General features: G+C 42.4%; 22 protein-coding genes. 17 read left to right on the top strand and 5 right to left on the bottom strand.

The features are described from left to right. A complete protein-coding gene (locus D0T49_RS13205) occupies window positions 1-438 on the bottom strand; it encodes a (4Fe-4S)-binding protein (RefSeq protein ID WP_163629572.1) in 438 nt (145 codons plus the stop codon). Window positions 439-761: 323 nt separating this feature from the next. Beyond that, window positions 762-2,906, bottom strand: coding sequence for a polyribonucleotide nucleotidyltransferase (gene pnp / locus D0T49_RS05400; protein WP_163629573.1), 2,145 nt, complete (start codon window positions 2,904-2,906; stop codon window positions 762-764). 693 nt (window positions 2,907-3,599) lie between these two features. On the opposite strand from pnp, the gene gyrB reads away from it, so the two are divergent. The 7 genes from gyrB to argS all read left to right on the top strand — a co-directional run bounded on the left by gyrB (window position 3,600) and on the right by argS (window position 12,012). After that, window positions 3,600-5,558, top strand: coding sequence for a DNA topoisomerase (ATP-hydrolyzing) subunit B (gene gyrB, locus D0T49_RS05405; RefSeq protein ID WP_163629574.1), 1,959 nt, complete (start codon window positions 3,600-3,602; stop codon window positions 5,556-5,558). A 79-nt stretch (window positions 5,559-5,637) separates the two neighbouring features. Then, complete coding sequence (locus tag D0T49_RS05410) at window positions 5,638-6,258, top strand: TIGR00730 family Rossman fold protein (RefSeq protein WP_163629575.1); 621 nt, start codon at window positions 5,638-5,640, stop codon at window positions 6,256-6,258. Window positions 6,259-6,392: 134 nt separating this feature from the next. Continuing rightward, a complete protein-coding gene (locus tag D0T49_RS05415) occupies window positions 6,393-7,373 on the top strand; it encodes a family 16 glycosylhydrolase (protein WP_163629576.1) in 981 nt (326 codons plus the stop codon). A gap of 26 nt (window positions 7,374-7,399) precedes the next feature. After that, on the top strand, window positions 7,400-8,236 hold the full coding sequence (kdsA, locus tag D0T49_RS05420; protein ID WP_163629577.1) for a 3-deoxy-8-phosphooctulonate synthase: 837 nt from the start codon (window positions 7,400-7,402) through the stop codon (window positions 8,234-8,236). Between the two features lie 173 nt (window positions 8,237-8,409). Continuing rightward, window positions 8,410-9,369, top strand: coding sequence for an SIS domain-containing protein (locus D0T49_RS05425; RefSeq protein WP_163629578.1), 960 nt, complete (start codon window positions 8,410-8,412; stop codon window positions 9,367-9,369). Window positions 9,370-9,388: 19 nt separating this feature from the next. After that, the gene (locus D0T49_RS05430; protein ID WP_163629579.1) at window positions 9,389-9,832 is read left to right on the top strand and encodes a methylglyoxal synthase; all 444 of its coding nucleotides are present in this window, start codon (window positions 9,389-9,391) and stop codon (window positions 9,830-9,832) included. Window positions 9,833-10,218: 386 nt separating this feature from the next. Then, entirely contained in the window at window positions 10,219-12,012 is a 1,794-nt protein-coding gene (gene argS / locus D0T49_RS05435; RefSeq protein WP_163629580.1) for an arginine--tRNA ligase, read from the top strand. Between the two features lie 197 nt (window positions 12,013-12,209). Here the strand turns inward: argS and D0T49_RS05440 are convergent, their stop codons facing one another. Both D0T49_RS05440 and D0T49_RS05445 read right to left on the bottom strand, forming a co-directional pair. Next, window positions 12,210-13,403 carry a pyridoxal phosphate-dependent aminotransferase gene (locus D0T49_RS05440; RefSeq protein ID WP_163629581.1) on the bottom strand — a complete coding sequence of 398 codons (1,194 nt, stop codon included), beginning with the start codon at window positions 13,401-13,403 and terminating at the stop codon, window positions 12,210-12,212. A gap of 99 nt (window positions 13,404-13,502) precedes the next feature. Next, complete coding sequence (locus tag D0T49_RS05445; protein WP_163629582.1) at window positions 13,503-14,297, bottom strand: patatin-like phospholipase family protein; 795 nt, start codon at window positions 14,295-14,297, stop codon at window positions 13,503-13,505. 188 nt (window positions 14,298-14,485) lie between these two features. Here D0T49_RS05445 and D0T49_RS05450 point away from each other — a divergent pair, with 188 nt between their 5' ends. The 7 genes from D0T49_RS05450 (at window position 14,486) to D0T49_RS12950 (ending at window position 19,370) form a co-directional block, all read left to right on the top strand. After that, window positions 14,486-14,965: a DUF456 domain-containing protein gene (locus D0T49_RS05450; RefSeq protein ID WP_163629583.1), complete on the top strand. Its 480-nt coding sequence runs from the start codon at window positions 14,486-14,488 to the stop codon at window positions 14,963-14,965. An 80-nt stretch (window positions 14,966-15,045) separates the two neighbouring features. Next, window positions 15,046-15,591 carry a peptide deformylase gene (gene def, locus D0T49_RS05455; protein WP_163629584.1) on the top strand — a complete coding sequence of 182 codons (546 nt, stop codon included), beginning with the start codon at window positions 15,046-15,048 and terminating at the stop codon, window positions 15,589-15,591. A 187-nt stretch (window positions 15,592-15,778) separates the two neighbouring features. After that, window positions 15,779-16,411 (top strand): orotate phosphoribosyltransferase, encoded by a 633-nt coding sequence (gene pyrE, locus D0T49_RS05460; protein WP_163629585.1) that lies wholly within the window; start codon window positions 15,779-15,781, stop codon window positions 16,409-16,411. 74 nt (window positions 16,412-16,485) lie between these two features. Beyond that, window positions 16,486-16,914 carry an SRPBCC family protein gene (locus tag D0T49_RS05465; RefSeq protein WP_163629586.1) on the top strand — a complete coding sequence of 143 codons (429 nt, stop codon included), beginning with the start codon at window positions 16,486-16,488 and terminating at the stop codon, window positions 16,912-16,914. 99 nt (window positions 16,915-17,013) lie between these two features. Further along, window positions 17,014-18,354: an argininosuccinate lyase gene (gene argH, locus D0T49_RS05470; RefSeq protein WP_163629587.1), complete on the top strand. Its 1,341-nt coding sequence runs from the start codon at window positions 17,014-17,016 to the stop codon at window positions 18,352-18,354. Continuing rightward, on the top strand, window positions 18,354-19,121 hold the full coding sequence (locus D0T49_RS05475) for a 3'-5' exonuclease (protein ID WP_163629588.1): 768 nt from the start codon (window positions 18,354-18,356) through the stop codon (window positions 19,119-19,121). Before argH ends, D0T49_RS05475 begins: the two co-directional genes overlap by 1 nt. Window positions 19,122-19,202: 81 nt before the next feature. Continuing rightward, window positions 19,203-19,370 carry a hypothetical protein gene (locus D0T49_RS12950; RefSeq protein WP_203583423.1) on the top strand — a complete coding sequence of 56 codons (168 nt, stop codon included), beginning with the start codon at window positions 19,203-19,205 and terminating at the stop codon, window positions 19,368-19,370. A 25-nt stretch (window positions 19,371-19,395) separates the two neighbouring features. Here D0T49_RS12950 and D0T49_RS05480 read toward each other — a convergent pair whose 3' ends face one another. Continuing rightward, on the bottom strand, window positions 19,396-19,785 hold the full coding sequence (locus D0T49_RS05480) for a phospholipase (RefSeq protein WP_163629604.1): 390 nt from the start codon (window positions 19,783-19,785) through the stop codon (window positions 19,396-19,398). 142 nt (window positions 19,786-19,927) lie between these two features. Here D0T49_RS05480 and D0T49_RS05485 point away from each other — a divergent pair, with 142 nt between their 5' ends. From D0T49_RS05485 to D0T49_RS05495, 3 genes are all read left to right on the top strand, one after another. After that, entirely contained in the window at window positions 19,928-23,290 is a 3,363-nt protein-coding gene (locus D0T49_RS05485; RefSeq protein WP_163629589.1) for a tetratricopeptide repeat protein, read from the top strand. 355 nt (window positions 23,291-23,645) lie between these two features. Next, the gene (locus D0T49_RS05490; protein WP_163629590.1) at window positions 23,646-24,215 is read left to right on the top strand and encodes a transposase; all 570 of its coding nucleotides are present in this window, start codon (window positions 23,646-23,648) and stop codon (window positions 24,213-24,215) included. A 215-nt stretch (window positions 24,216-24,430) separates the two neighbouring features. Next, complete coding sequence (locus tag D0T49_RS05495) at window positions 24,431-25,984, top strand: bifunctional response regulator/alkaline phosphatase family protein (protein ID WP_163629605.1); 1,554 nt, start codon at window positions 24,431-24,433, stop codon at window positions 25,982-25,984. Window positions 25,985-26,134 lie beyond the last annotated feature (150 nt).

The raw sequence follows: 26,134 nt of genomic DNA on the forward strand, positions 1-26,134 counted from the left end.
TTATTTGTTTTCGAAAGGATGTTGCATATGCGAGCCATCACAGTATGGCTGGTTCTTTGAATGTCCACAGCGGCAGAACGCCGTTCCCTGAGGATGTTCTTCGTCTTTTTTTCCTTCTTGTGTTACACAAATGCAGCTTTTTATGACAAGCGGCCCGTTGTGTATTACTTCTGCGCTTCCGCAGCTACAGTTTTTTGTTTCTTCCATATCTTCATTTTTTTTATCATTCATATAATGAGTCAATGCCCCCGACGGGCATCTTTTTACTTGCTGTATGATTCTTTCGGTGCCGACTCCTTTAGCATTTACCCAAGGACGTTTTTTAGGGTCGAATACTTCAGGCAACTCGCGCCAGCAGAAACTGGCATGTGTACATAAACTTGGTTTCCATACTATGGTTACTTCTCCGTTGGTATATTCCTTAACAATATTTTTCATATTTCTTTTTTTCTTGTTTGTAGATATAACAAATTATTCCTGCAAATGTTTATTTTCTGTCAGGCAGTCTTGGTCGGAAGATTTTTTTCGCTACGAAGTGGGAGAGGTTGTTTCTTGGTAGACCGATGGAACAATTCGCTTTGCGGTGTTAACAGGTTCGAGTGCAGCTCAATACTATAATGGCTGTTTAGCACTGCTTCTGCGTGCCGTAGGTACGCTACTTCTTGCAGTAAGGGGACGTGCACCGATATATAAAAAAAGAACAAGACCATTTCAGTATTTTGAAATGGTCTTGTTTTGCTTCTATATCAGGAAGAGTTTTATTAATCTTCTTTCTTAGGTTTGTCTTCTCTTGGAGGACGTGGAAGAAGTGCTTTGCGCGACAGTTTGAATTTACCGGTCTTTTGGTCGATGTCGAGCAGTTTTACCTCTATCTTGTCGCCCTCTTTCAGTCCGGCCGATTCCATTGTCTCGATGCGTTTCCAGTCTATTTCAGAAATGTGTAGCAAGCCTTCTTTGCCCGGCATAAACTCAACGAAAGCGCCGTAAGGCATTACCGATTTCACGGTAGCCTGATATGTTTCGCCTACTTCCGGTATGGCTACAATGCCTTTTATCATCTGTATAGCCGAGTCGATAGATTGCTTGTTAGTACCTGCTATTTCCACACGTCCTTGATCGCCTATTTCTTCGATAGCGATATTAGCTCCTGTTTCGGCCTGCATGTTTTGAATGATTTTTCCGCCGGGGCCTATTACCGCACCAATCATTTCTTTCGGAATGAACATTACTACGATGCGTGGAGCATGTGGTTTCAGGTCTTCGCGAGGTTCGGCCAGCGTTTCCTGTATTTTGCCAAGAATATGCATGCGTCCTGCTTTAGCCTGATTCAATGCAGTTTCCAGAATTTCGAACGAAAGCCCGTCTACCTTGATGTCCATCTGGGTAGCGGTGATACCGTCGCGTGTTCCGGTTACTTTAAAGTCCATATCTCCCAAGTGGTCTTCGTCTCCTAAAATATCTGAAAGCACGGCAAAGTTTTTTCCTTTATTTTCAGAAATCAGTCCCATTGCGATACCCGAAACCGGTTTCTTTATTTGCACACCTGCATCCATCAGTGCCAATGTTCCGGCACAAACCGTTGCCATCGACGATGAGCCGTTCGATTCCAAAATATCAGATACAACGCGTACTACGTATGGATAATCTTCCGGCATCATTGGTTTCAATGCGCGGAAAGCAAGGTTTCCGTGACCAATTTCGCGACGTCCGATACCACGTGATGCACGGGCTTCGCCTGTCGAAAACGGAGGGAAATTGTAGTGCAACAAAAAGCGTTCTTTTCCCTGAACGAGCGATTCGTCTACTATTTTTTCATCCATTTTAGTACCTAAAGTCACAGTAGTCAGCGATTGGGTTTCGCCACGTGTGAAAACCGCCGAACCGTGAGGGCCGGGCAGATAACCTACTTCCGACCAGATAGGACGGATTTCGGTAGTTTTACGGCCATCCAAACGTTTTCCTTCGTCCAGAATAGCACGGCGCATAGCTTCTTTTTCTACATCGTGGTAATACTTGCCGATTAATGCTTTCTTTTCTTCGGCCACTTCCGGTTCCAGTCCGGCAACGTATTCTTCTTTTACTTTAGCAAAGTTTTCGGCACGCGAGTGTTTGTTGGCATCGCAAGCAGTTGCTACTTTGTATACTTTGTCGTATGTTTTTGCCCAAACGTCTTTTTTCAGGTCTTCGTCGTTTTCTTCGTGGCAGTATTCGCGTTTTACGGTTTTGCCTACAGCTTTCATCATTTCGAGCTGAGCCTGGCAGTGAACTTTAATAGCTTCGTGAGCTACCTTCATAGCTTCGAGCAAGTCTTCTTCGCTCACTTCTTTCATTTCGCCTTCCACCATCATGATGTTGTCCATAGTGGCTGCTACGATGATGTCCATATCGGCACCTTCCAATTGCTCGAAGGTAGGATTTACTACGAATTTTCCGCCAATACGTGCTACACGTACTTCAGAGATAGGGCCGTTGAACGGAATGTCTGAAACAGCCAGTGCAGCCGATGCTGCCAACCCTGCCAATGCGTCGGGCATATCTACACCGTCGGCCGAATAAAGGGTTACGTTTACAAAAGTTTCAGCATGATAATCGTCCGGAAAAAGCGGGCGTAAAGCACGGTCGACCAAGCGCGATACTAATATCTCATAGTCGGATGGACGTCCTTCGCGGCGTGTGAATCCGCCGGGGAAACGGCCGTTCGACGCGAATTTTTCTTTATAATCAACTGAAAGAGGCATGAAATCCGTTCCCGGATTTGCTTCTTGTGCCGACACTACTGTCGCCAATAGCATGGTTTCGCCCATGCGCAGCATTACCGCTCCGTCGGCTTGCTTTGCCAGCTTGCCTGTTTCGAGGGTAATAGTTCTTCCGTCGCCCAATGCGATGGTGTTTGTAACTACGTTCATAAAAATTACATTTTCTTTTTTTAAACTTCTTAATTTCGGGTACAAAGGTACTAATTTTTTGTGATTTGTTGCTAATGAGTTGATTAAAAGTGATATTTCTGTTTTTTCTGTTTTTGAATTTCAAATCGGATTTGTTTTGTGCTCTATTTAATATGTTGACATGCAGGTTGTTCTGTTTGTTATATCCTGTGTCGTTTTGTAAGTTAATGACTTGTTGTAGTATAAAATAATGATAATATGCTCTGTTGAAAGGTAGCCTCATCAAAATTACATATTAAGTAGCAAGTTTATCAGATATAGCTCTTTCGTCCTTAAGCCGACTACGGCCGATTTTAAAATCCGCTTATTAACAAGTTATTGGATTGCCGCTCGAGCTTGTTCGCACCGCAAAGCGGATTGTTCCATTGGCTTGCCAAGAAATCCGATGAGGCAAAGGACAGGAGTAAAATTTGCGTAATTTACATACTAAAAAGAGCTTTGATTTACCTTTTAAAAAGGGTTTTCGTATACGAAATGTTTTTTGTATATTTGCATAATATAGGATGCGCCTCAACATAGCTCAAACAAGTTTGGCTCTGTGTTCGGCTTTCACTATATTTGTATGTTTTTAGAAAGGGAAAAGGCACGCTTTTTGTCTGTTCTAATAGGCTGTAAATAAAAACTAATCATTAGAAAAATTTTAAGGATAAAAAAATGAGTGAAGACGAAAAAATGATGGCAGGTTCTGACTATGGAGCAAATAGTATTCAGGTGTTGGAAGGCTTAGAAGCCGTTCGTAAACGTCCTGCTATGTATATTGGCGATATTGGAGTTAAGGGTTTGCACCACTTGGTATATGAGGTGGTGGACAACTCTATCGACGAGGCTTTGGCCGGATATTGCGATACTATTCACGTAACTATAAACGAAAATAATTCGATAACCGTTGTCGACAACGGGCGTGGTATCCCTGTGGATATGCACGAGAAAGAAGGTAAATCGGCTCTTGAGGTTGTAATGACTGTGTTGCACGCCGGAGGTAAATTTGATAAAGGGAGCTATAAAGTTTCGGGAGGTCTGCACGGTGTGGGTGTGTCTTGCGTGAACGCCCTTTCTACTGATATGCGTGTGGAAGTAGCCCGTGGAGGGAAACTCTACCGTCAGGAATACAAGTGTGGTATACCTTCTTATCCTGTGGAAGAAGTAGGCGTTGCCGACCGCACTGGTACCAGCACTACCTTTTTGCCTGACGCTTCCGTTTTTATCGAAACAGTATATAAATATGAGGTTTTGCAAAATCGTTTGCGCGAGTTGGCTTATCTTAATGCGGGGCTTACTTTGACTTTGACCGACAGACGCGTGAAAGACGAAAATGATGAATATAAGACTGAAACGTTTTACTCGAAAGATGGTCTTAAAGAGTTTGTAGAGTTTATTGATGAGTCGCGCGAAAAACTGATAGAAGATGTAATCCATATCGTTACCGAGAAAAATGATGTTCCGGTAGAGATAGCTATGACTTATAATACTTCGTACAACGAAAATATACACTCGTATGTGAATAATATCAATACGATAGAGGGAGGTACTCACCTTGCCGGATTTCGCAGGGGTTTGACACGTACGCTGAAAAAATATGCGGAAGACAACAAGATGCTCGAAAAACTGAAATTCGAGATTAGTGGCGACGACTTCCGCGAGGGATTGACTGCGGTTATTTCTATTAAAGTAGCCGAACCTCAGTTCGAAGGTCAGACCAAAACGAAACTTGGTAACAACGAGGTTATCGGTGCGGTTGACACTGCCGTAGGTGAAGCATTGGGTAATTATCTGGAAGAAAACCCTAAAGCAGCCAAAACAATCGTAGAGAAAGTAATACTTGCAGCTACAGCGCGCCATGCGGCACGTAAAGCGCGCGAAATGGTACAACGTAAATCGCCTCTTTCGGGTGGCGGGCTACCGGGTAAATTGGCCGACTGTTCTGATAAAGACCCTCAAAAATGTGAGTTGTTCCTTGTCGAAGGGGACTCGGCAGGTGGTACAGCAAAGGTTGGGCGCAGCCGCCAGTTTCAGGCAATATTGCCGTTGCGTGGTAAAATCCTGAACGTAGAAAAAGCGATGCAGCACAAAGTGTTGGAAAGTGAAGAAATCCGCAATATTTATACCGCCCTTGGTGTTACCATTGGTACGGAAGATGATAGTAAAGCGCTTAATATTACCAAGCTCCGTTATCATAAAATCATTATCATGACCGATGCCGATGTGGATGGAAGCCACATTGCCACGCTGATTATGACTTTTTTCTTCCGTCATATGAAAGAGTTGATTGAGAACGGATATTTGTATATTGCCACCCCTCCGTTGTACCTTTGTAAGAAAGGCAAGATAGAGGAATATTGCTGGAACGACCAGCAACGTCAGGCGTTTATTGAAAAATATGGCGGTGGTAATGAGGGGGCTGTCCATACACAACGCTATAAAGGTTTGGGTGAAATGAATGCCGAACAGCTTTGGACAACAACCATGAATCCTGAAAACCGCACGTTGCGTCAGGTTACTATTGATAATGCGGCAGCAGCAGACCATGTGTTCTCTATGCTTATGGGCGATGATGTGGCTCCACGCCGTCAGTTTATCGAAGAGAACGCAACTTATGCCAATATTGATGCATAAGCGCCTCCCCAACCCCTCCAAAGGAGGGGCTTTAAGAGAATTGTAAAATTGGTTTTTTTGAAAATAAAAAACATGGCTAATGAATGCAAATACCGATAATCAATCGCACTCGGCAGATCTCCCCTTAGGGGAGGGCCGGAGGGGCTTGAATTTAGAGGGGTTTGGAGTAAATGTTTGTGTTTTTTGTTCTTCAAGTAATAATATCGCCGAGGCCTATAAGCAATCCGCTTTTCGTCTCGGCGAATTAATTGCAGGAAGTGGCAATACGCTGGTGTACGGTGGTGCCGACGGAGGGTTGATGTCGGCTGTGGCCGGTGGTGCAAGTAGTAAAGGCGGTGATATCATAGGGGTGATAGCCGAGCCTATCGTCAGGATGAATCGTCAGAGCAAATTTCCGACACAGTTTATTACGGTAAAAGATTTGTCGGAGCGAAAACGGAAGATGAAGGAGATTGCCGATTTATTCGTTGTTTTGCCCGGTGGATACGGAACCCTTGACGAAATGTTTGATGTGCTGGCATCGGGGTTGGTGGGTGAGCATGATATACCTTTATACCTGATTAACGAAGATGGTTTTTTCGATTGTTTGCTGAACGAGATTGATGTAATGAAAGCAGAGAAATGTATAGCAGAGAACATAAGTTATAATTTTTATGTTTTAGATAGTGCCGAGTCTTTCTCTGTCCTTTCGGATTTATAATCAGTGAGACTGATATTTTATATGTGATTTTTTATCAATCTATCGTATCGTGTTGATTCTTTTTTAAATAATAGAAATATATTATTCTCAATTGTCTGAGAATAAGACTTGTAACCATTTACTTGTAACTGCTTATGAATTTATTTTGGAAAAAACTTTTTGGAAAGCTCACCTCTACCGCAAAATTCGAGACTGAACTCAATCAGTTTCAAACTGACATGGAGCGTTATTTTGCAGTAAAGGAATCGGTAGAGCTTTCGGAGTATAAAGACTTGTCGCGTACCTTAGGCTCGGTAAATATAAAAGAGGAAAAGAAAAAACTTGAAAAAGCAGGTTCGCAGGATACCGACGAATATAAGAAAATAGTAAGATTTGAAACCCTGAAAAACAATATTGATATTCAATTCTACCTCCGGCAAAAACCGGATAATTTTGAAACTTATTATCCTTTCAAGAAAAGTTTTTCAGAAGAGTTTGATTGGAACGTGTTGTCAAAATCCAATTGGAATTTCGGGTTTTATCAGAAATCTCCTTCTTTGATAGGAGATTATTCTTTGGTGAATGAGAAGCAGGCGAATAATTCGGGTGAAAATATATCCGTTTTCAACGGTGTTTTACGCCTTGCTACTAATCACGAAAAGGTGAAAGCCCGTGCATGGGATGCTACAAAAGGATTTATTGAACGGGAATATGAATACACTTCTGACATAATGCAATCAGGGGCTAAATTCAGTCAGAAATATGGAATCTTCCAGGCTAAAATTCGTTGTACAGGTAAAATAAACCATGCTTTTTGGCTGGCTTCCGAAGACAGGTTGCCATTGGTCGAAGTTTTTCATTACGATGGCAAAGCAATTAAATTGGGAGTAACTGATAAAAAAGGGAAAGCACAGCAAAAAATAGCAGGACTGAATCCATCCGGATTTTTTATATACACTCTGATGTGGTCGGAAAAAGAAATGGTTTGGATGATTAATAATCAGGTTGTTTACCGTACATCCAATCATATACCTCACGAAAAAATGTACTTGGGATTCAATTCTTTCATTGCAGAAAAGCAGAAAGCTGCAAAAGGATTGCTTGAGGTGGACTGGGTGAGGGTTTATTCCAAATAATAATAAATTATAGAAACATAAGAAAAATGTTGATACCAACGCACGAAATAAACATATCCAATCGTTTTTCCATTGGTGGAAACGGGCGTTTTGCTCTCATAGCCGGTCCGTGTGCCATCGAAACGGAAGAAATGACAATGGAAGTTGCCCAAACCCTTAAAAGCATTTGTGAGGACTTGGGCATCAATCTTATTTTTAAATCATCGTTTGATAAGGCCAACCGCTCTTCCGTAAAATCGCCTCGTGGCGTAGGCATCAAGAGGGGGCTTGAAATTTTGCAACGGGTGAAGATGGAATTGGATTTACCCATTGTGACAGATGTACACGAATCGTGGCAATGTGAGATAGTTGCGAAAGTGGCGGATGTCCTTCAAATACCTGCTTTCCTCTCGCGTCAGACTGATTTGCTGGTAGCTGCAGCTAAAACAGGCAAAGTGGTGAATGTGAAGAAAGGCCAGTTTATGGCTCCGTGGGATATGAAAAATGTGGTGGATAAACTGAGGGATTCGGGCAACGAGAGTATATTGCTTTGCGAGCGGGGCAGTAGTTTTGGTTACAACAATTTAGTGGTTGATATGACCGGACTGGTGGAAATGCGTAAATTTGGGTTCCCGGTTGTTTTTGATGCTACACACTCTGTTCAGAAACCCGGTGGACAGGGCGATTCTACAGGTGGTAACCGTGAAATGATTCCTTACCTGATGCGTGCGGCCTTGGCTGTGGGAGTGGATGCTGTTTTTGCCGAAGTGCACCCCGACCCCGACCATGCCTTTTCGGATGGGCCAAACCAGATTTACTTGTCTGATATTCGCGGTATATTGGAGCAGGCTATTTTGATTGATAATACTACAAAAGGAATTTAAATGTGCCAATACGGCTAATATGCCAATGTGCCAAAAGCTATAGAATATTAATCTCACCTTACCATGCGAAAGATTCGCGCGGTAACATTTGTAACCTGCGGACAAAATATTTTTTGAACAGCCTTATAGAATAAGACACTTGTAACTCGTAACTAATAACTTGTAACTATTGTATGGATTTTGTAAAAAGGAGCAAGGAAATATTTCAGCTTGAAATAAACGAACTTGCCAAAACAGCCGATAAAATCGGGGAAGAAATGAACGAGGCCGTTGAACTTATATACAACTGCAAGGGTAAGCTGGTAATAATGGGTATTGGCAAAACGGGTATAATAGGGCATAAAATTTCGTCGTCTCTATCGTCTACCGGTACTCAAAGCATTTTTGTAAATGCAGCTGAAGCCATGCACGGCGACTTAGGAATGATTACGAAAGATGACATTGTATTGTTGATATCAAATAGCGGTAGCTCGTCCGAAATAATCAACCTGATTCCTCCCCTTAAGCGTTTGGGTTGTTACCTGATGGCAATGACCGGAAATCTGCAGTCGCCTTTAGCTAAAGGTGTATCACTTGTGCTGAATGTTGGGGTCGAAAAAGAGGCTTGTCCGCTTGGGTTGGCTCCTACTACCTCCACTACAGCTACCTTGGTTATGGGCGACGCGTTGATGATTTGCCTGATGGAACGCCGTAATTTCAAGGCAGAGAATTATGCGCTGTATCATCCCGGAGGGGCTTTAGGGCGACAGTTGTTGTCGCGCGTAAAAGACCAGATGACTACGGAAGTTCCTAAGGTTTATGAAAATACGCTGTTTAAAGATGTGATTTACGAAGTTAGTAACAAACGTTTGGGGATGACAATGGTTTACAATGCTCAGGAACAGGTGACAGGGGTAATTACCGACGGTGATATACGCCGTGCCATTCAACGTTTCGACGACATAAAGCAACTGAAAGCCGTTGATTTTATGACAGCGGGCTTTAAACGCATTGCGAAAGACCATATGCTTACCGAAGCGCTCCAGATAATGGACAAAAATAATATCACCAATTTGGCGGTAACCGAGTCGGATGCGTCGGACAAGGTTGTTGGCATTATATCAATCCATCATATTATCGATTTTCAAAAATAGAATTTAAATTGTAGTTGTTATGAAAAGGAAACTTACTATCGCACTTGTTGCACACGACCGCCGTAAGGCTGATATGGTTGACTGGGCTTTGTATAATGCCGATATGTTATCAAGACATAAGCTTGTATGTACCGGAACTACAGGGGGATTGATACAGAAGGCCATGCAGGAACGTGGTATTGAAGTGGATATTACCCGTATGAACTCGGGCCCGATGGGTGGCGATGCCGAGATAGCAGCATTGGTAGTCCGCAAGCAGATAGATTTGGCTATATTCCTTATCGACGATTTGAATGCCCAACCTCACGAGGCTGACATTCAGATGTTGCTTCGCCAGTGTCGGGTGCATAATGTGCCTATTGCCTGCAACCGCTATAGTGCCGACCTGATGATTACCAGTGCGCTATGGGACGACGAGGATTATACTCCGAACGAACCATCTTATACGGTTTTCAACAGGTAAATCTTGGCTCTTGATTCTTTTTACGACACATAGGTTCAGTTAGGCTACACATAGGAACACATAGGTTTTTCTTTCCGTATAGCGGCTTAAAGTCCGCTTTACGGATAATGTCTTTGTCTTTCGGATTTCTTGGTAAACCAAGCGAACAAGTTCGAGCGGCAATCCGAAAGCTATTATCTGCGGATTTAAAATCCGCCATTAGTATATCATCGGATTGCAAATCCGATGAGACAAAGGTGAGAGGCAAGTAAGTAACTTTATACTTTTCCCTTTCACCTTTTTCCTCATTCTTATTTCTTTTGTCTTGATTCTTGGCTCTTGTTTCTTGATTCTAATAATTCTAAATTCTTTTTTTATCTTTGCAAACTCAATAAAAACAGCAAGGTATGAATATTGACCAAACTATCGGGATGGTAACGGCTGATGCCGTGAAAGCGCTTTATAACGTAGATGTTGCTTCGGGCGAAGTACAGGTTCAAAAAACGAAGAAAGAATTTGACGGGGATGTTACAATAGTTGTTTTCCCGTTTGTAAAAGCGGCGCGAAAATCGCCCGAAGATGCGGGAAAAGAAATAGGCGAATATCTGGTTAAAAACCAGCCTTTTATCGTTGCTTACAATGTTATAAAAGGCTTTCTGAACCTTGTGATAAATAAATCTTTCTGGATAGGGGAGCTTAACTCTATCTATAGCAATGAGCATTACGGCATAAAGCAACCGGCTGACGATGCCCGACTGATGATGATAGAATACTCGTCGCCAAACACCAACAAGCCGCTTCACTTAGGACATATCCGCAATAACTTATTGGGTTACAGTATTTCTGAAATTCAAAAGGCAAATGGCTGGAAAGTGGTAAAGACAAATATCGTAAACGACCGTGGCATCCATATTTGCAAATCGATGCTTGCGTGGAAACTTTTTGGTAATGGCGAAACTCCCGAAAGTTCGGGGCTGAAAGGCGACCATCTGGTGGGTAAGTACTATGTGATATTCGATAAAAAATATAAAGAAGAAATAAAGCAACTCATGTCCGACGGTATGAGCGAGGAGGATGCAAAGAAAAATGCTCCGCTTATACTCGAAGCTCAAAATATGCTGCGGGCCTGGGAAAACGGCGACCTCGAAGTCCGTCAGCTTTGGGAAATGATGAATGGCTGGGTGTATGCCGGATTTGATGAAACTTATAAGAAACTGGGAGTAGATTTTGATAAAATATATTACGAGTCGGAAACCTACCTCGAAGGAAAAAGCAAGGTAGAAGAAGGCTTGGAAAAAGGTGCTTTCTATCGCCGTGAGGATGGCTCTGTATGGGCTGACCTGACTGCCGAAGGCTTGGACGAAAAACTTTTGCTACGTGCCGATGGTACGTCGGTTTATATGACTCAGGACATTGGTACTGCAAAACTGCGGTACGACGATTATCCTATTGATAAAATGGTGTACGTGGTAGGAAACGAGCAGAATTATCATTTTCAGGTGCTTTCTATCTTGTTGGATAAACTTGGCTTCGAGTGGGGAAAGAGCTTGGTACACTTCTCGTACGGAATGGTGGAGCTGCCCGAAGGTAAAATGAAAAGCCGTGAGGGGACAGTGGTAGATGCTGACGATTTGGTGGAAGAAATGATAAGCACCGCACGCGAAACGGCAATAGAGCTTGGCAAGGTTGACAACAATAGCGAAGAAGAAATAGACAATGTAGCACGTGTGGTAGGGCTTGGTGCACTGAAGTATTTTATATTGAAGGTTGACCCTCGTAAGAATATGACCTTCAACCCGAAAGAGTCGATTGATTTTAATGGTAATACAGGCCCTTTCATACAATATACCCATGCCCGTATCAAATCAGTGTTGCGTAAGGCCGAAGAACAAGGAATAGCTCTTACTTCCGAACTTGACAAGGGATTGGAGATATCAGACAAGGAAAGCACTCTTATTCAGACATTGAGCGAATTTGAGACCGTTGTGCGTCAGGCAGGTGAGGAATTTAGTCCGGCCTTGATAGCCAATTATGTGTACGACTTGGTGAAGGAATATAACCAGTTTTATCACGATTTCTCGATACTGCGCGAGGAAGATATGGAGCTAAAACGTTTCCGCTTGGTGCTGTCTGCTTGCGTAGCCCGTGTTGTAAAAGCCGGAATGAGCCTGTTAGGTATAGAAGTACCTGAGCGGATGTAGTGTTTGATAGCACTCGTTAAATATTTGTGCTTAAAAAAACAAAGCCTTTACGGGCTATCCCACTATTACATTGCGTAATATACGCATCTATAAATATATTCAAGATATAAACTGAGAGCATATTGAAAAATATAAAAAGCGTTTAGATTGCTATCTAAACGCTTTTTTTATACTGTTGTAATTGTGATGTTTTAAACTTAACTCAATTTGGCCAGTGTGTTTTTGATGCGTGCAAATGCTTCTTTCAGGTTTTCGTCCGAAGTAGCGTACGACATACGTATGCAGTTTGGAGCACCAAAAGCAGTTCCGCCCACACAGGCTACGTGTCCTTCTTCGAGCAGGAACATTGCCAGTTCTCCGGCATCGTTTATTTTTCGTCCGTTGTACGATTTTCCGTAGTATGCGCTACAGTCGGGAAAAATATAGAAAGCGCCTTTAGGCTCGTTCACTTTCAGTCCCGGAATCTGGCGTGCCAGTTCTACCACAAGGTTTTTGCGGCGTTCGAATGCTTTGCGCATTTCTCCTACACAGGTTTGATCTCCGGTGTATGCAGCTTCAGCAGCTTTTTGAGCTACAGAGCATGGGCCTGAGGTGTATTGTCCTTGCAGTTTGTTGCAGGCAGATGCTACCCATTGTGGTGCAGCAATCCAGCCGATGCGCCATCCGGTCATTGCATATCCTTTCGAAACTCCGTTGATAATCACTACACGTTCGCGTACGTTTTCAAATTGTGCGATACTTTCGTGTTTGTCCAAGTAGTTGATATGTTCGTATATTTCGTCGGCAATAATTACGATGTCCGGGTGTTTAGCCAGCACATCAGCCAATGCCTTCAATTCCTCTTTGGTATATACGCTCCCTGTAGGGTTCGACGGAGAGCAAAGGATGATAGCTTTCGTTTTAGGAGTGATGGCTTTTTCCAGTTGTTCGGGAGTAATCTTAAAATCCTGTTCGATGCCGGCATAGATGAAAACCGAAGTGCCGTCGGCTAGTTTTACCATTTCGGGGTAACTTACCCAGTATGGGGCAGGGATAATTACTTCGTCGCCTTTGCCGATTACGGCTAAAAGAACGTTGCAAACCGATTGTTTAGCTCCGTTTGAGCAGATGATTTGTTCCGGCTTGTAATCCAGATTATTCTCGTTTTTCAGTTTTGCACAAATTGCATTGCGTAGAGCAGGGTAGCCCTGAACCGGAGAGTAAAACGAGAAGTTGTTGTCAACAGCTTGTTTTGCAGCTTCCTTAATATGGTCAGGTGTGTTGAAGTCGGGTTCGCCTACACTAAGGTTAATCACATCAATACCTTGAGCCTTTAGCTCATTACTTTTTTGAGACATAGCAAGCGTTTCGGATGGTGAAAGAGCTGCCAAACGTTCTGATACTGAAAGCATAATTTATTTTATTGTTTTGTTGTAAATTCTCTACAAAAATAATCAAAATTTTTAATCTTTGTTGAATTGATTGGCATTTTGTGCCTTTATCTTTGTTTTTTACTTTATTTTAGACAGAAAATTGCTTTCTTCGATGATTTTTTTTGTAGATGTATATCCTACTTCAAATATCTCGTTGCCTTTTCCTACATCAAAAGTATCATAGTTGCCCATGTCGGTAGGCTCTATCAATATGTCGCATATCTCCTTATCATGAAGCGTGTTTGCTTTCATCATGAAGTGGTACGAGCGCATGGCTACGCTCATTATTCCGAGTTTATATTCGGCTGCCACCATCGGGCTTGCGTTGATGCCTATCAGCACGTCGCAATCTTCTCTGATGGTAGATACCGGAAAGTTTTTCAGCACTCCGCCGTCTACGTAGTTTATCCCGTCGATTGCTGTAGGTGCAAACAGTACGGGTACAGTGCACGATGCTATGATTTTTTGTAGCAAAGTGCCTTGCGAGAAGGTGACGCTTTTTCCTTTATCCAAATCGGTAGCCACTATTTTCAGCTCTATCTGCAAATCTTCAAAGTTTTTGGCACGAAGCCTTTCGTCCAGAAAGTTTTCAAACTCGTTTATCTTGAAAAAGCCGCCGTGCATTTCAATCTTTGTCATTTGCCTGAAAGTCACATTCCTGAAAAAATCTCCGATTTCATCGGGGCTATGCCCGTCGGCATACAAGGCTCCTACGATAGCTCCCGCACTCACGCCCGAAATAATATCCGGTTTTATCCCGTATTCTTCCAATGCTTTCAGGGCTCCGGCGTGGCACAGGCCCTTTATTCCGCCTCCGCTAAGTGCTATGCCTATTCTTTGTTTAGGCATAACGGTGTGATTGATTTTTTCCATATACCCATCATGTTTTTGATGTTCAAAAATAGTGTTTATTTAATAAAACAAGTTAGAAAAAAGCATATTTTTATTGTATGTTAATGATAAAGTAATACTTTTGATTTCAATTTTTTAGTGAGTACTCCTTTTTTGATAAAAGGGGGGTGCTGATAAGTACAACATCTAATAAAAGTAGTCTGATTCTTATGGATATATTTCTTATTATCGTTGCCGGAATATTAGTGCTTTTGGGGTTTGCCGGTTGTATTTTGCCTATCATACCCGGTGTGCCGTTGAGTTATGTCGGTATCTTGTTGCTGCATTTTACTGATAAAATCCAGTTTTCGACTAATTTTCTTGTTATCTGGGCTATTATTGTGATTGCTATACAGGTGCTCGATTATTATATACCTATATGGGGCACAAAGCGTTTTGGCGGTAGCCGGTGGGGCACTATCGGCAGTGCTATAGGTGTGGTGGCAGGGCTGTTTTTTGCTCCTTGGGGAATTATTCTCGGCCCGTTTGTAGGGGCTGTGGTGGGCGAGTTGTTGTCGGGCCGTGCGAGTGCCGATGCTGTGAAAGCGGGCTTTGGTTCGTTTGTCGGATTTTTGGTAGGTACGGTGGCTAAGCTGGTAGTGGCAGGTTTCTTTATATATTATTATGTGGAAGCCTTGATTAAAATGTAAAATGTTTGGTGTTTTGAATGAAGAAGCTGTTTTTTTTATTTGCATTTAGCTGTGTTTTATTTTCGTGTAGCAATAGCGATATGACTAAAAAAGAAAAAGATTTGATATATAGCGGCGATGCCGATACGCCTTTGCGTGTATTGCTTACAACTGATGAGAAGGATTCTCTCTTTCTCAGGCAAAAATCCCTCGACATTAAAAAAGTAAAAGATAATGAGGCTTTACAACTGTTGGTTCAGCGTATGCGGGTTACTCTTGAATTGGAAAATGGAGTGGGACTTGCTGCGCCTCAAGTGGGTATCGGGCGCAATTTGTTTCTTTTCGTACGTATCGACAAACCTGAATATCCGGTGGAGGTGGTTGTTAATCCTAAAATAACGGCTCATTCCGAAGATATGTTTTGTTTCGACGACGATGGTTGCTTGTCTGTTCCCGACGCTTCGGGTACTTCATTAAGGTACAAGTGGATAGAGGTGGAATATCTGAACGAACAGGGTGAGACAATAAAAGAACATTTGCAGGGAGGCTCCCGTTTCGAGAATTTTATTGGTGTGATTTTCCAGCATGAGTACGACCACCTTCAGGGGACTTTGTTTACTGATAAACTGTGTGTAAACGAAGAGTGATATCCGTGCCGACATAGATAGTTGTACGCCGACAAAACGGAATGATACGGGAATATGGGTTTGCGCAAAATAATGCTGTAAAATATACTTTATTATTTTATCGTCTTGATTAGATTGTGTACTTTTGTAGGTGATTTATACAAGGTATAAAAATAAATTGCTACACTATTTAAACTATCACAGAAGAATGAAACCTTTAGAAAAGATTATTGCCGAAAAACTTTTGAAAATCAAGGCTGTAAAGCTGCAACCAAATAACCCGTTTACGTGGGCGTCGGGCTGGAAATCGCCTATTTATTGCGACAACCGCAAAACGCTGTCGTATCCGCTTACACGTTCTTTTATCAAACTGGAATTAAGCCGCCTGATACTCGAAATGTATCCTGATGTAGAGGTTATAGCAGGTGTGGCAACGGGGGCTATTGCACAAGGTGCTTTGGTAGCCGACCAACTTGGATTGCCATTCATATATATACGTCCTACTCCTAAAGACCACGGATTGGAAAACATGATTGAGGGCGATTTGCGTCCGAAACAAAAAGTGGTGATTATTGAAGACCTTATTTCGACCGGAGGAAGCAGCCTGAAAGCTGCCGAGGCTATCAAGAATAACGGTGCAGATGTTTTAGGAATGATAGCTATCTTTACCTATGGTTTCCCCGAAGCAGAGCAACGTTTCAAACAAGCAAAGGTGAAGTTGACCACGCTTTGTAATTACGATGCTGTTATAGCCGAAGCTCTGGCTACCAACTACATTGCCGAGAGCGACGTGGAAGCATTGAAAGAGTGGCGCAAAAGCCCCTCTACGTGGAAAGTATAATAATGCCTTTCTCCCTCTTTTTGGGGTACGTTGTAATGTACCGCCCGAAATAATGGGAACTATAAAATATATTTATGACAACTTATGAAAGTGACATAAAAACCATTTCTTCGAATGAAGAAGTGGTTTTTAATCTTCTTAGCGACCTCACCAATCTGGAAAAACTGAAAAGCGCGGAAGGTGCGCCTGCCGAACTTAAAGATGTCCGTTTTGACAAAGATAGCTGCCATTTTACAGTGAATGGTTTGGGCGAAGTAGGGTTTCGTATTATCGAGCGCGAACCGAATAAAACCATAAAGCTGGAAACCGAAAATATCCCTATCAGTATTAATGCGTGGATACAACTGAAAGAGGTTGCCGAAAATGATACCCGCATGAAACTCACCCTGAAAGCCGACCTGCCTGCCATGGTGAAAATGATGGTGGATAAAAAACTGAAAGAGGGCATTAATATGGTGGCCGATGTTATAGCTAAGGCTGCGAGCAATACTGCTAACGGATAAAAAAGAGCTTGAAGTTAATATGCCAATTAATCAGACAGTTGGCCTAATGCTTATTCGCAAATAACTTGTAACTTGTAACTCGTAACTACTTAATTTATTATGGCACAAAAGCTGTGGGAAAAAAACATACAGGTTGATAAAAAGATAGAGCAGTTTACCGTAGGGATAGACCGTGAGATGGATTTGTATTTGGCAAAATACGATGTACTTGGGTCGATGGCTCACATTACTATGCTTGAGTCGGTAGGCTTGTTGCAAAAAGACGAGCTTGTGTTGTTGCTAAGCGAGTTGAGGAATATATATCAGATTGCCGACGAAGGCAGTTTCGAGATAGAAGAAGGGGTAGAAGACGTTCATTCGCAGGTAGAGCTGATGCTTACCCGCAAACTGGGCGATGTAGGCAAAAAAATACATAGCGGACGTTCGCGCAACGACCAAGTATTGCTCGACCTGAAACTATTCTCGCGTGGCGAGATTGAAAAAACGGTGCAGGCTGTAGTTGAGCTTCTCTCGACGCTTATAAGCCAGAGCGACCGCTACAAGGGCGTGTTGATGCCCGGATATACCCACTTGCAGGTTGCTATGCCATCGTCGTTCGGACTTTGGTTTGGAGCTTATGCCGAAAGCCTTGCCGACGATTTGCAAATGCTCCTTGCTGCATGGAAAATAACTAACCGCAATCCTCTTGGGTCGGCGGCTGGCTACGGCTCGTCGTTTCCGCTCAACCGTGGCCTGACTACCGAGCTTCTGGGCTTCGATACCATGAACTACAACGTGGTATATGCCCAAATGGGGCGTGGAAAGATGGAACGCATTGTTTCTACCGCTTTGGCAAGTGTTGCGGCTACCGTTTCCAAGTTGGCTTTCGATGCCTGCATGTTTACTTCGCAGAATTTCGGTTTCATCAAGTTGCCGGATGAATTTACCACAGGTTCGAGTATTATGCCTCATAAGAAAAACCCTGATGTGTTTGAACTGACCCGTGCCAAATGCAATAAAATACAATCGCTACCTCAGCAAATTACGCTGGTTACCAATAATCTGCCGTCGGGATATTTCCGCGATTTGCAGATAACGAAAGAGATTTTCATCCCTGCCTTTGCCGAGCTGAACGCCTGCCTCGAAATGACAAATATGATGATGAGCAAGGTGGTGGTGAATGAAAATATATTGGACGACCCTAAATACGATGCTATTTTTAGCGTAGAAGAAGTAAATAACCTGGTGTTGGGCGGAGTGCCTTTCCGTGATGCCTACAAGCAGGTAGGGCTCGAAATCGAAGCCGGAAAATTTAAACCTGAGAAAGCAGTACGTCATACCCACGAGGGAAGCATCGGTAACTTATGCAATGACGAAATTGTGAATTATAAGAACGACATTCTGAAAGAGTTTTCTTTTGATAAAGTACACGAAGCAGAAAAAAAACTATTGAAACCCTGATGAAACTGAATTTAAAAAACCCTATTGTTTTTTTCGATCTGGAAACAACCGGAACTAATATCGTATACGATCGTATCGTCGAAATCTCTTATCATAAAGTATCTCCTAACGGAAGGGAGGAGACAAAGACCCTCCGTATTAATCCGCAAATACCTATAGCCCCTTCGGCTACCGAGGTGCATGGCATAACCGACGATGATGTGAAGGATTGCCCCACTTTCAAGGATGTGGCCAAAGAGATAGTGCGCGATATTGAAGGTTGCGACTTGGCAGGGTATAACTCAAACAGGTTTGATATACCGCTTTTGGCCGAAGAACTTTTGCGGGCTGATGTTGATATAGACCTTATGAAACGTAAGTTTGTAGATGTACAGGTTGTTTTTCATAAAATGGAGCAGCGCACTTTGGGGGCAGCTTATAAATTTTACTGCGACAAAGACCTTGATAACGCCCATAGCGCCGAGGCCGATACGCTGGCTACCTACGAGGTGCTGCAAGCCCAGCTCGACCGTTATCCCGAACTTCAGAATGATGTGGAGTTTCTTGCCAAATTTACAGCCCATACCGATAATGTGGATTTTGCAGGGCGTATTATCTACAATGAGCGAGGCGAGGAGGTCTTTAACTTTGGTAAATATAAGGGGCAGAAGGTGACCGAAGTGTTTGTAAAAGACATGGGATACTATGGCTGGATGATGAATAGCGATTTCTCGCTCCATACCAAAAAGGTGCTGACCAATATAAAGTTGCGGAATTTCAATAAATAATTTCTTTGTTTCCGTGTAGCTTTGAACTTTTCATTCTCCGGCTTGTTTTCTTTTTATGTAATAAACTAAAAAACAATAGCTATGGGAAATAGACGCGAAGAACTGGAAAAAGAAATAAAAGAAGTTGAAGAAGTGATGCGCAATGCTCCGAAAGATACTCCAAAAGAAATAATAGATGCTTGGAGAAAAGAATATGATAGCTTGTCTTTCGAGCTGAACAACTTGTACGACGACGACGAAAACGACTAATTGTATAATAATATACAAGAAAGCATTACAGCCCTCTACGCTCTCTGACGATAAGTAGCGCTTCTTCTTTCAACTCGTCGGGGAGTTCTATTTGCCTCATTTGCAGGCTGCGCAGCCATCCGGCTACGTCGCTTTCGCGCAATGTGTAGAATACTTCGGAAAGTTGGTTTATTTGTTCTTTAGTAAAGGCCGAAGGGCTTTTTCCCGACAAGGCGTCTAATTCTTCATCATCATAATACACTACCTTGTTGCTTGAGTTGAGCAGGCTTTCTTTTTCACATACCTCGTGTGCCCCACAACACTCGCTGTCTACGGGTGTTATTTCTACCTCTTCGGTCTTGTTGCGGCGGTTCAGATAAGTAAATAAAAAAACGATAACTGCCAGAAATATTAATATGATGATAAGTATAAGCATCTTTTTAGGTTTTTTCCATGCAAAGTTAGCCATTACCGTGCAATTTTATTTATTTTTGTAAGTTAAAATACAATAGAATAGCTTTTTTTGTGTTTTAAATATTACACATTTTTTAGAGGAGGCAAAAAGGCCTTTTTTATGTATGGATAAAAAAATTAAAGTACTTTTCAGCATAAGTTTATTGTTATTCCTTTTTTACGGTTGCTCTACGAAAAAGAACACGTGGCTTACCCGTAATTTTCACTCTATGACAACGAAATATAACGTTGCGTTCAACGGGAGTGAGAGTTATAACGAGGGGTTGAAAAATATCCTGTCGGCAAATCAGGATGATTATTCCACTATCATCCCTATGTATCCTATCAGCCGCCACTCCAATGCTACGGCAGGCACTTCCAACATGGATAAAACGATTGAGAAAAGCCGTAAAGCCATTAAACTCCACTCGATAAAGGTGAAGCCCAAGCGCGATTTGAAAAAATGGAACGACCCCGAATATCAGGCTTTTTACAATCAGAACGAGTTTAATCCGGCACTTAAAGAGGCTTGGATGATGATAGGAAAAGCTGAATTTCATAAAGCCGACTTTTTAGGCTCGGTAGGTACGTTCTCTTATATTTCCAAATATTATTCTGCCGATAAAGACCTTGTGGCACAGTGCCAACTGTGGATGGTGCGGGCTTATGTAGAGATGGACTGGATTTACGAGGCCGAGCAAATGCTTGAAAAAGTGAATCAGGATGACCTGCGAAGCACAAGTATCGGGCTTTCGGCATCGGCCAACGCTGTACTTCTTCTCAAAAAAGGACAGTATAAAGATGCAATCCCTTTTGTAGAATTGTCTCTATCCCGCGAGCGGGATAAAGCCATGAAGCAACGTTTTACTTTTCTGCTGGCACAGCTTTACGAGCAAACGGGCGACAAGCAGGCTGCCACAAAAGCCTATTCGGATGTTATAAAGATGAATCCGCCTTATACAATGGACTTTAATGCGCGTATAAGCAAGGCGCAACTGGTGTCGGGCAGCGATAAGGAGAAAGTGCTGAAGGACTTGCGCAAAATGGCAAAAAACGCGAATAACAAGGAATATCTCGACCAGATATATTATGCTATTGGCAATATATATTTGCACGATGGCGACACCGCGCGCGCTATAGAAAACTATGATTTATCGGTAGAATCCAGTACCCGCAAGGGGGTGGAAAAAGCGGTGACGCTTATTACTTTGGGCGACTTGTATTACGGCCGGCGCGAATATGTGAAAGCACAGCCTAATTACGATGAAGCATCGAAAATACTTACGAACGAGAACAGCGATTATGCACGTGTTGCGAAGCTGGCAGAAGTATTGAGCGATTTGACGAGGGAGTATGAAGTAGTTGTGCTACAGGATAGCTTGCAGCATCTTGCTACTCTGCCTAAAGACAAGCAACTGAAAATCATAGAAAAAGTGATTAAGGATAAAGCCGAAGCCGAGGAACGTGCAAAGCTGCAAGCCGAACAGCAGCAGCGTGATGAAGGTGACCGTTTTGTGCCACTCGGAGGGCCTATTGGTGCTAATGCCGGCAAGTGGTATTTTTACAATCCGAATCTAATACGTTCGGGTAAATCAGATTTCCAACGGCAGTGGGGAAACCGTAAGCTGGAAGATAACTGGCGACGCTCGAACAAATCGACAGCTATGTTTGCAGATAGCTCGTTTGATGCAATGGGTGACGGAACCGAAACAGGAGACATAGAAAGCGGTGACGGAACAGCAGCCACTCCGGCAGCAATGGACGATACGAAGCCGGAATACTACTTGCGTCAGATACCTGCCACTCCGGAGCAAATAAGCCGCTCGAATGCTGAGATAGCAGATGCACTGCTCAATATGGGTGCTATCTACAAGGACAGGCTCAACGACCTGCCTATGGCGATTGATACGTATGAGGATTTTATCCGCCGTTTTAGGTCTGACGAGCGTGTGCCCGATGCTTATTTCCAGCTTTATCTGGTGGAAACCAAACAGCAGAACACCGCCGGAGCTAATGCTTACAGAACAAGGATTATTAATAATTATCCTAAAAGCAAGTATGCACAAATACTCTCGCAACCTAATTATATAGAACAGTTCAACCGGATGCAGAAACAGCAGGATTCGCTGTATGCGGCCACTTATCAGGCTTATTCAAACAACGATTTCCGTACAGTTGTTCGGAATACCGGGTATGCTGAGAAGAATTTTCCACTTTCCAACCTGATGCCTAAATTTAAGTTCCTTAGTGCGTTGAGCATAGGAAAGACCGATACGCCTCAAAACTTTGAAACAGCCCTTAACGAGGTGGTCGAAACCTACCCTCAGAGCGATGTGAGTGCAATGGCTAAAGATATTGTGGCACTTATCCGTCAGGGGCGCGAAGCGCAAACAGGAACCTCGCACGGAACTTTGCTTACTCGCCGGGGCGATGAGTTGAAGGCGGTAATGGAAGAAGAAGGCATTACGTCGGAAAAAGCATTTTCGCCCGAGATGCAAGGCAAACACCGTGTTATGCTTATAAGCAGTGCCGAACAGCAAGACATGTACCAACTGATGTATCAGGTGGCTGCGTTTAACTTTACACGCTTCATGGTGAAGGAGTTCGATTTGGTTCTGAACTTGCTGGATGATACCCAACAGGTGCTTTCGGTAACTAATTTTGAATCGTACGAAGAAGCGGTGTGGTATCTTAATTCTATCAATTCAGACCTGACCATTGCCGACTGGGTGACACGGTTGGGTATTCAGGAGGTAATTATATCGGAAGAAAACTTTGCGCTGATTCGCATTTTAGGTCTGGACGATTATTTGTCGTTCCAAGCTCAGCATTTAGGAAAAATTCCGGCGAAGCCTACTACAAGCCGACCGAAAGAAACAAAACCTAAAGAAGAGGAAAAGAAAAAAGAAACTCCGGTACAACCCGAACGTCCTATAGCTCAGCAGCCTGAACAAAAACAGGAGGAAGCTAAGCAAGAGCAGCAACAGGAGGTTGTAGCGGTGCAAGAGCCGGAGAAAAAAGAAGAAGTAGCGGTGGTAGAACAGCCCGAAGCGGCAGAAACTCCGGTACAAGTTCAAGAGCCTGAGCCTGAGCCTGAAGAGGAGTTGGAATTGTACAAGGGGCTGTTTGCTTATCAACCCGAAAAACCTCACTTTGTAGCAGTATATATTATGAGAGGCTCTGTGAATTTTGATAAGTTCAAGGCTGATGTGGATGCTTATAACTCTCAAAATTACGGTATGCTCAATTTGAATATATCGTTGGAAAATGTAGGCGACCAGCAGGTTATTATCATCGGTAGCTTTAATGATGCCAACATTGCAAAATCGTATCTGATGAGGATAGTAAAAGAGCGTGAGTTGTTCGAGGGGCTTCGTGGAAGCAACTACCGTAACTTATTGGGTACTCAACGAAACCTGAATGTAATGATGCAAAACAACGCTCTGAGTACTTATACCACATTTATGCAGGAGTATTATTTGAAGTAAGAAATAATAATTAGTAGCGCGCGAGGGGTAAGGAATAAAAGTAATGTCTGTCTCATCGGATTTATAATCCGATGATGTCTTAGAGGTTGTTTTAAATTTTACTCGCAAGATAAATTTTGGTAATTTTTTAGGGAAATTTTGACTTTATTTTACTCATTTAGCGGGCTAAATGAGTAAAATGAGAGGTGAAATTTAGCTACGCTCAATTTCGTGTCACAAAAAGGGACATAATTTATTGCGAAAAAGATATATTCTATATTCAAAACCCTCTGTTCGGCGTAGCGTCCCGCTACGTCGTTGCTAAAAGCAAAGCTCCTGCTTTGCAAACACAAAACACAAAAGACAAGAATAAAGAATGAGTACAGGATACCAGATAAAGGAACAAGATGGATTACATTTTGTAACATTTCAGATAGTAAGGTGGATTGATATCTTCACGCGTCGTATTTATCGGGATATTGTAGTAGAAAGTTTATGTTTTTGTCAACAACAAAAAGGCTTGGAAATATATGCTTTTGTAATAATGAGTAATCACATACATTTAGTGATTCGCAGTTCAAAAGGAGATTTAAGCACAACGATAAAGGAGTTTAAAAGTTTTACTGCCAAACAGATATTGAAAGCGATAGACACTGAACCGGAAAGCAGACGTGATTGGATGTTGAACTTATTTGAGTTTTCGGCAAAACAACATAAACGCAATGAAAAACATCAGGTTTGGACACATGAAAACCATGCAGAAATAATTTACGAAGATAAATTTCTTCTTCAAAAAGTAAATTACATTCACGAAAATCCTGTTCGTGCAGGCATTGTAGAAAAGGCAGAAGATTATTTGTATTCAAGCGCAAGGAATTATGCCGGATTGTCAACTTGTTTAGATGTGATAGTAACACCATTATCGGGTAAAAAGATTAAACGATAGAAGCATACAAAGCAAGAGCTTTGTTTTTAATGGCGACGTAGCGGGACGCTACGCCGAACGAGAGGGTCTGCAGTTTATAGTCTACTGACGACATAATCTTGATTCTTGGCTCTAAAATCATTCTTGTAGCTTATTCACATTAATTCATCTTTTTTGGAAAATATGAATCCAACAAATCCCATTTTTATTCGTTAGTGTAGTATAGTTTAAAATTGATTTTTATGAAAAAAGATAAAATACTTTGGGCTGATGATGAGATTGATTTGTTGCGCCCTTACGTCCTGTTTCTGGAAGAAAAAGGATATGACGTAGTTACCGCCACTAATGGTAAAGATGCTATTGATTTTGCCCGGGAAGATAGTTTTGATATAATATTCCTGGATGAGAATATGCCGGGCCTGAGTGGTTTGGAAACTCTGGCACAGATAAAGGAAACAGACCCAAATGTGCCTGTGGTGATGATAACCAAGAGCGAGGAAGAAAATATAATGGATATGGCTATTGGCAATAAAATAGCCGACTACCTTACCAAGCCCGTCAACCCAAGCCAAATTCTGCTTACACTGAAAAAGAATATTCATAAGAAAGAGATTGTTACCGAGCATACAACCTCTACTTACCGTTCGGAGTTTGGGCGTATAGGGATGCAGATAAATGATTCGCTGACCTATGAAGATTGGGTCGAGGTTTATAAAAAACTGGTGTATTGGGAGCTTGAACTTGCCGAAACCGATAATGGTATGGACGAAATGCTCCGTATGCAAAAAGACGAAGCAAACAGTACGTTCACTAAATTTATCAAGAAGAATTATCTTGATTGGTTCGAGCATCCGGAGAATCGTCCTTTGATAAGTCCGGAACTGTTTAAAACAAAGGTATTCCCTCTTTTGGATAAAGGAGAGAAAGTGTTCTTTATCCTGATTGACAATTTTCGTTACGACCAGTTCCGTATTATTCGCGAGATGCTTAGCGAGTTTTATCAGTTTGAGGACGAGAGCCTGTATTGTAGTATTTTGCCTACTGCTACCCAGTATGCACGCAATGCCATTTTCTCAGGGTTGATGCCTTTGCAGATTCAGGAAATGTTTCCCGAACTGTGGGTTGAAGAGGAAGAGGATGAAGGTAAAAACCTGAAAGAAAAAGATTTGATAGAAACCCAGATAAACCGTTTTCGTAAAAACTACACATTTTCGTACCACAAGATAAATGACTCAAACGCTTGCGAAAAACTGATTGAGCAACTGCCTCAGCTGGACAGCAACCAGTTGAATGTTTGTGTGCTGAATTTTATTGATATGCTTTCGCATGCCCGTACCGACTCGAAAATGATGCGTGAGTTGGCGAATGATGCTGAGGCTTACCGTTCGTTAACGCTTTCGTGGTTTAAACATTCGGCTACCTACGAGCTTTTCAGGGCTATCTCGCGTCGTGGCTACAAGGTGATTCTGACTACCGACCACGGTACTATTCAGGTAGATAATGCAATAAAAGTAGTAGGCGACAGGAATACGAATGTAAACCTGCGCTATAAGGTGGGTAAAAACCTGAGTTACAATAAAAAAGAAGTGTTTGAAGTAACGCAGCCTTCCAAAATAGGTTTGCCAAGCCCCAATATAAGCTCAACATATGTATTTGCGGGGAATGACGATTTTTTTGCCTATCCCAATAACTACAATTACTATGTGAGTTACTATAAAAACACGTTTCAGCACGGGGGTGTTTCTATGGAAGAAATGCTTATCCCCATAATACAGATGGAACCCAAATAGTAGGAGCAGGTTGTCATTCTCAACTATAATAAAATGGGACTTGTAACTGAATACTTGTAATTGTTAAGGGCAAGCGCATCAAAATATGCAGAATTGCTATTTTATTCTTTCGTAGTCGTAGCTAATCTTTCCGCCTCAGCTGGTGAGCGT

Source organism: Paludibacter sp. 221 (assembly GCF_010501035.1).
In the GTDB taxonomy this organism is placed as follows: domain Bacteria; phylum Bacteroidota; class Bacteroidia; order Bacteroidales; family Paludibacteraceae; genus QVMH01.

Bases quoted from the DNA above. Each gene is read 5' to 3' on its own strand.
- D0T49_RS13205 (WP_163629572.1), bottom strand. From the start codon at position 438: ATGAAAAATATTGTTAAGGAATATACCAACGGAGAAGTAACCATAGTA.
- pnp (WP_163629573.1), bottom strand. From the start codon at position 2,906: ATGAACGTAGTTACAAACACCATCGCATTGGGCGACGGAAGAACTATT.
- gyrB (WP_163629574.1), top strand. From the start codon at position 3,600: ATGAGTGAAGACGAAAAAATGATGGCAGGTTCTGACTATGGAGCAAAT.
- D0T49_RS05410 (WP_163629575.1), top strand. From the start codon at position 5,638: ATGAATGCAAATACCGATAATCAATCGCACTCGGCAGATCTCCCCTTA.
- D0T49_RS05415 (WP_163629576.1), top strand. From the start codon at position 6,393: ATGAATTTATTTTGGAAAAAACTTTTTGGAAAGCTCACCTCTACCGCA.
- kdsA (WP_163629577.1), top strand. From the start codon at position 7,400: ATGTTGATACCAACGCACGAAATAAACATATCCAATCGTTTTTCCATT.
- D0T49_RS05425 (WP_163629578.1), top strand. From the start codon at position 8,410: ATGGATTTTGTAAAAAGGAGCAAGGAAATATTTCAGCTTGAAATAAAC.
- D0T49_RS05430 (WP_163629579.1), top strand. From the start codon at position 9,389: ATGAAAAGGAAACTTACTATCGCACTTGTTGCACACGACCGCCGTAAG.
- argS (WP_163629580.1), top strand. From the start codon at position 10,219: ATGAATATTGACCAAACTATCGGGATGGTAACGGCTGATGCCGTGAAA.
- D0T49_RS05440 (WP_163629581.1), bottom strand. From the start codon at position 13,403: ATGCTTTCAGTATCAGAACGTTTGGCAGCTCTTTCACCATCCGAAACG.
- D0T49_RS05445 (WP_163629582.1), bottom strand. From the start codon at position 14,297: ATGGAAAAAATCAATCACACCGTTATGCCTAAACAAAGAATAGGCATA.
- D0T49_RS05450 (WP_163629583.1), top strand. From the start codon at position 14,486: ATGGATATATTTCTTATTATCGTTGCCGGAATATTAGTGCTTTTGGGG.
- def (WP_163629584.1), top strand. From the start codon at position 15,046: ATGACTAAAAAAGAAAAAGATTTGATATATAGCGGCGATGCCGATACG.
- pyrE (WP_163629585.1), top strand. From the start codon at position 15,779: ATGAAACCTTTAGAAAAGATTATTGCCGAAAAACTTTTGAAAATCAAG.
- D0T49_RS05465 (WP_163629586.1), top strand. From the start codon at position 16,486: ATGACAACTTATGAAAGTGACATAAAAACCATTTCTTCGAATGAAGAA.
- argH (WP_163629587.1), top strand. From the start codon at position 17,014: ATGGCACAAAAGCTGTGGGAAAAAAACATACAGGTTGATAAAAAGATA.
- D0T49_RS05475 (WP_163629588.1), top strand. From the start codon at position 18,354: ATGAAACTGAATTTAAAAAACCCTATTGTTTTTTTCGATCTGGAAACA.
- D0T49_RS12950 (WP_203583423.1), top strand. From the start codon at position 19,203: ATGGGAAATAGACGCGAAGAACTGGAAAAAGAAATAAAAGAAGTTGAA.
- D0T49_RS05480 (WP_163629604.1), bottom strand. From the start codon at position 19,785: ATGCTTATACTTATCATCATATTAATATTTCTGGCAGTTATCGTTTTT.
- D0T49_RS05485 (WP_163629589.1), top strand. From the start codon at position 19,928: ATGGATAAAAAAATTAAAGTACTTTTCAGCATAAGTTTATTGTTATTC.
- D0T49_RS05490 (WP_163629590.1), top strand. From the start codon at position 23,646: ATGAGTACAGGATACCAGATAAAGGAACAAGATGGATTACATTTTGTA.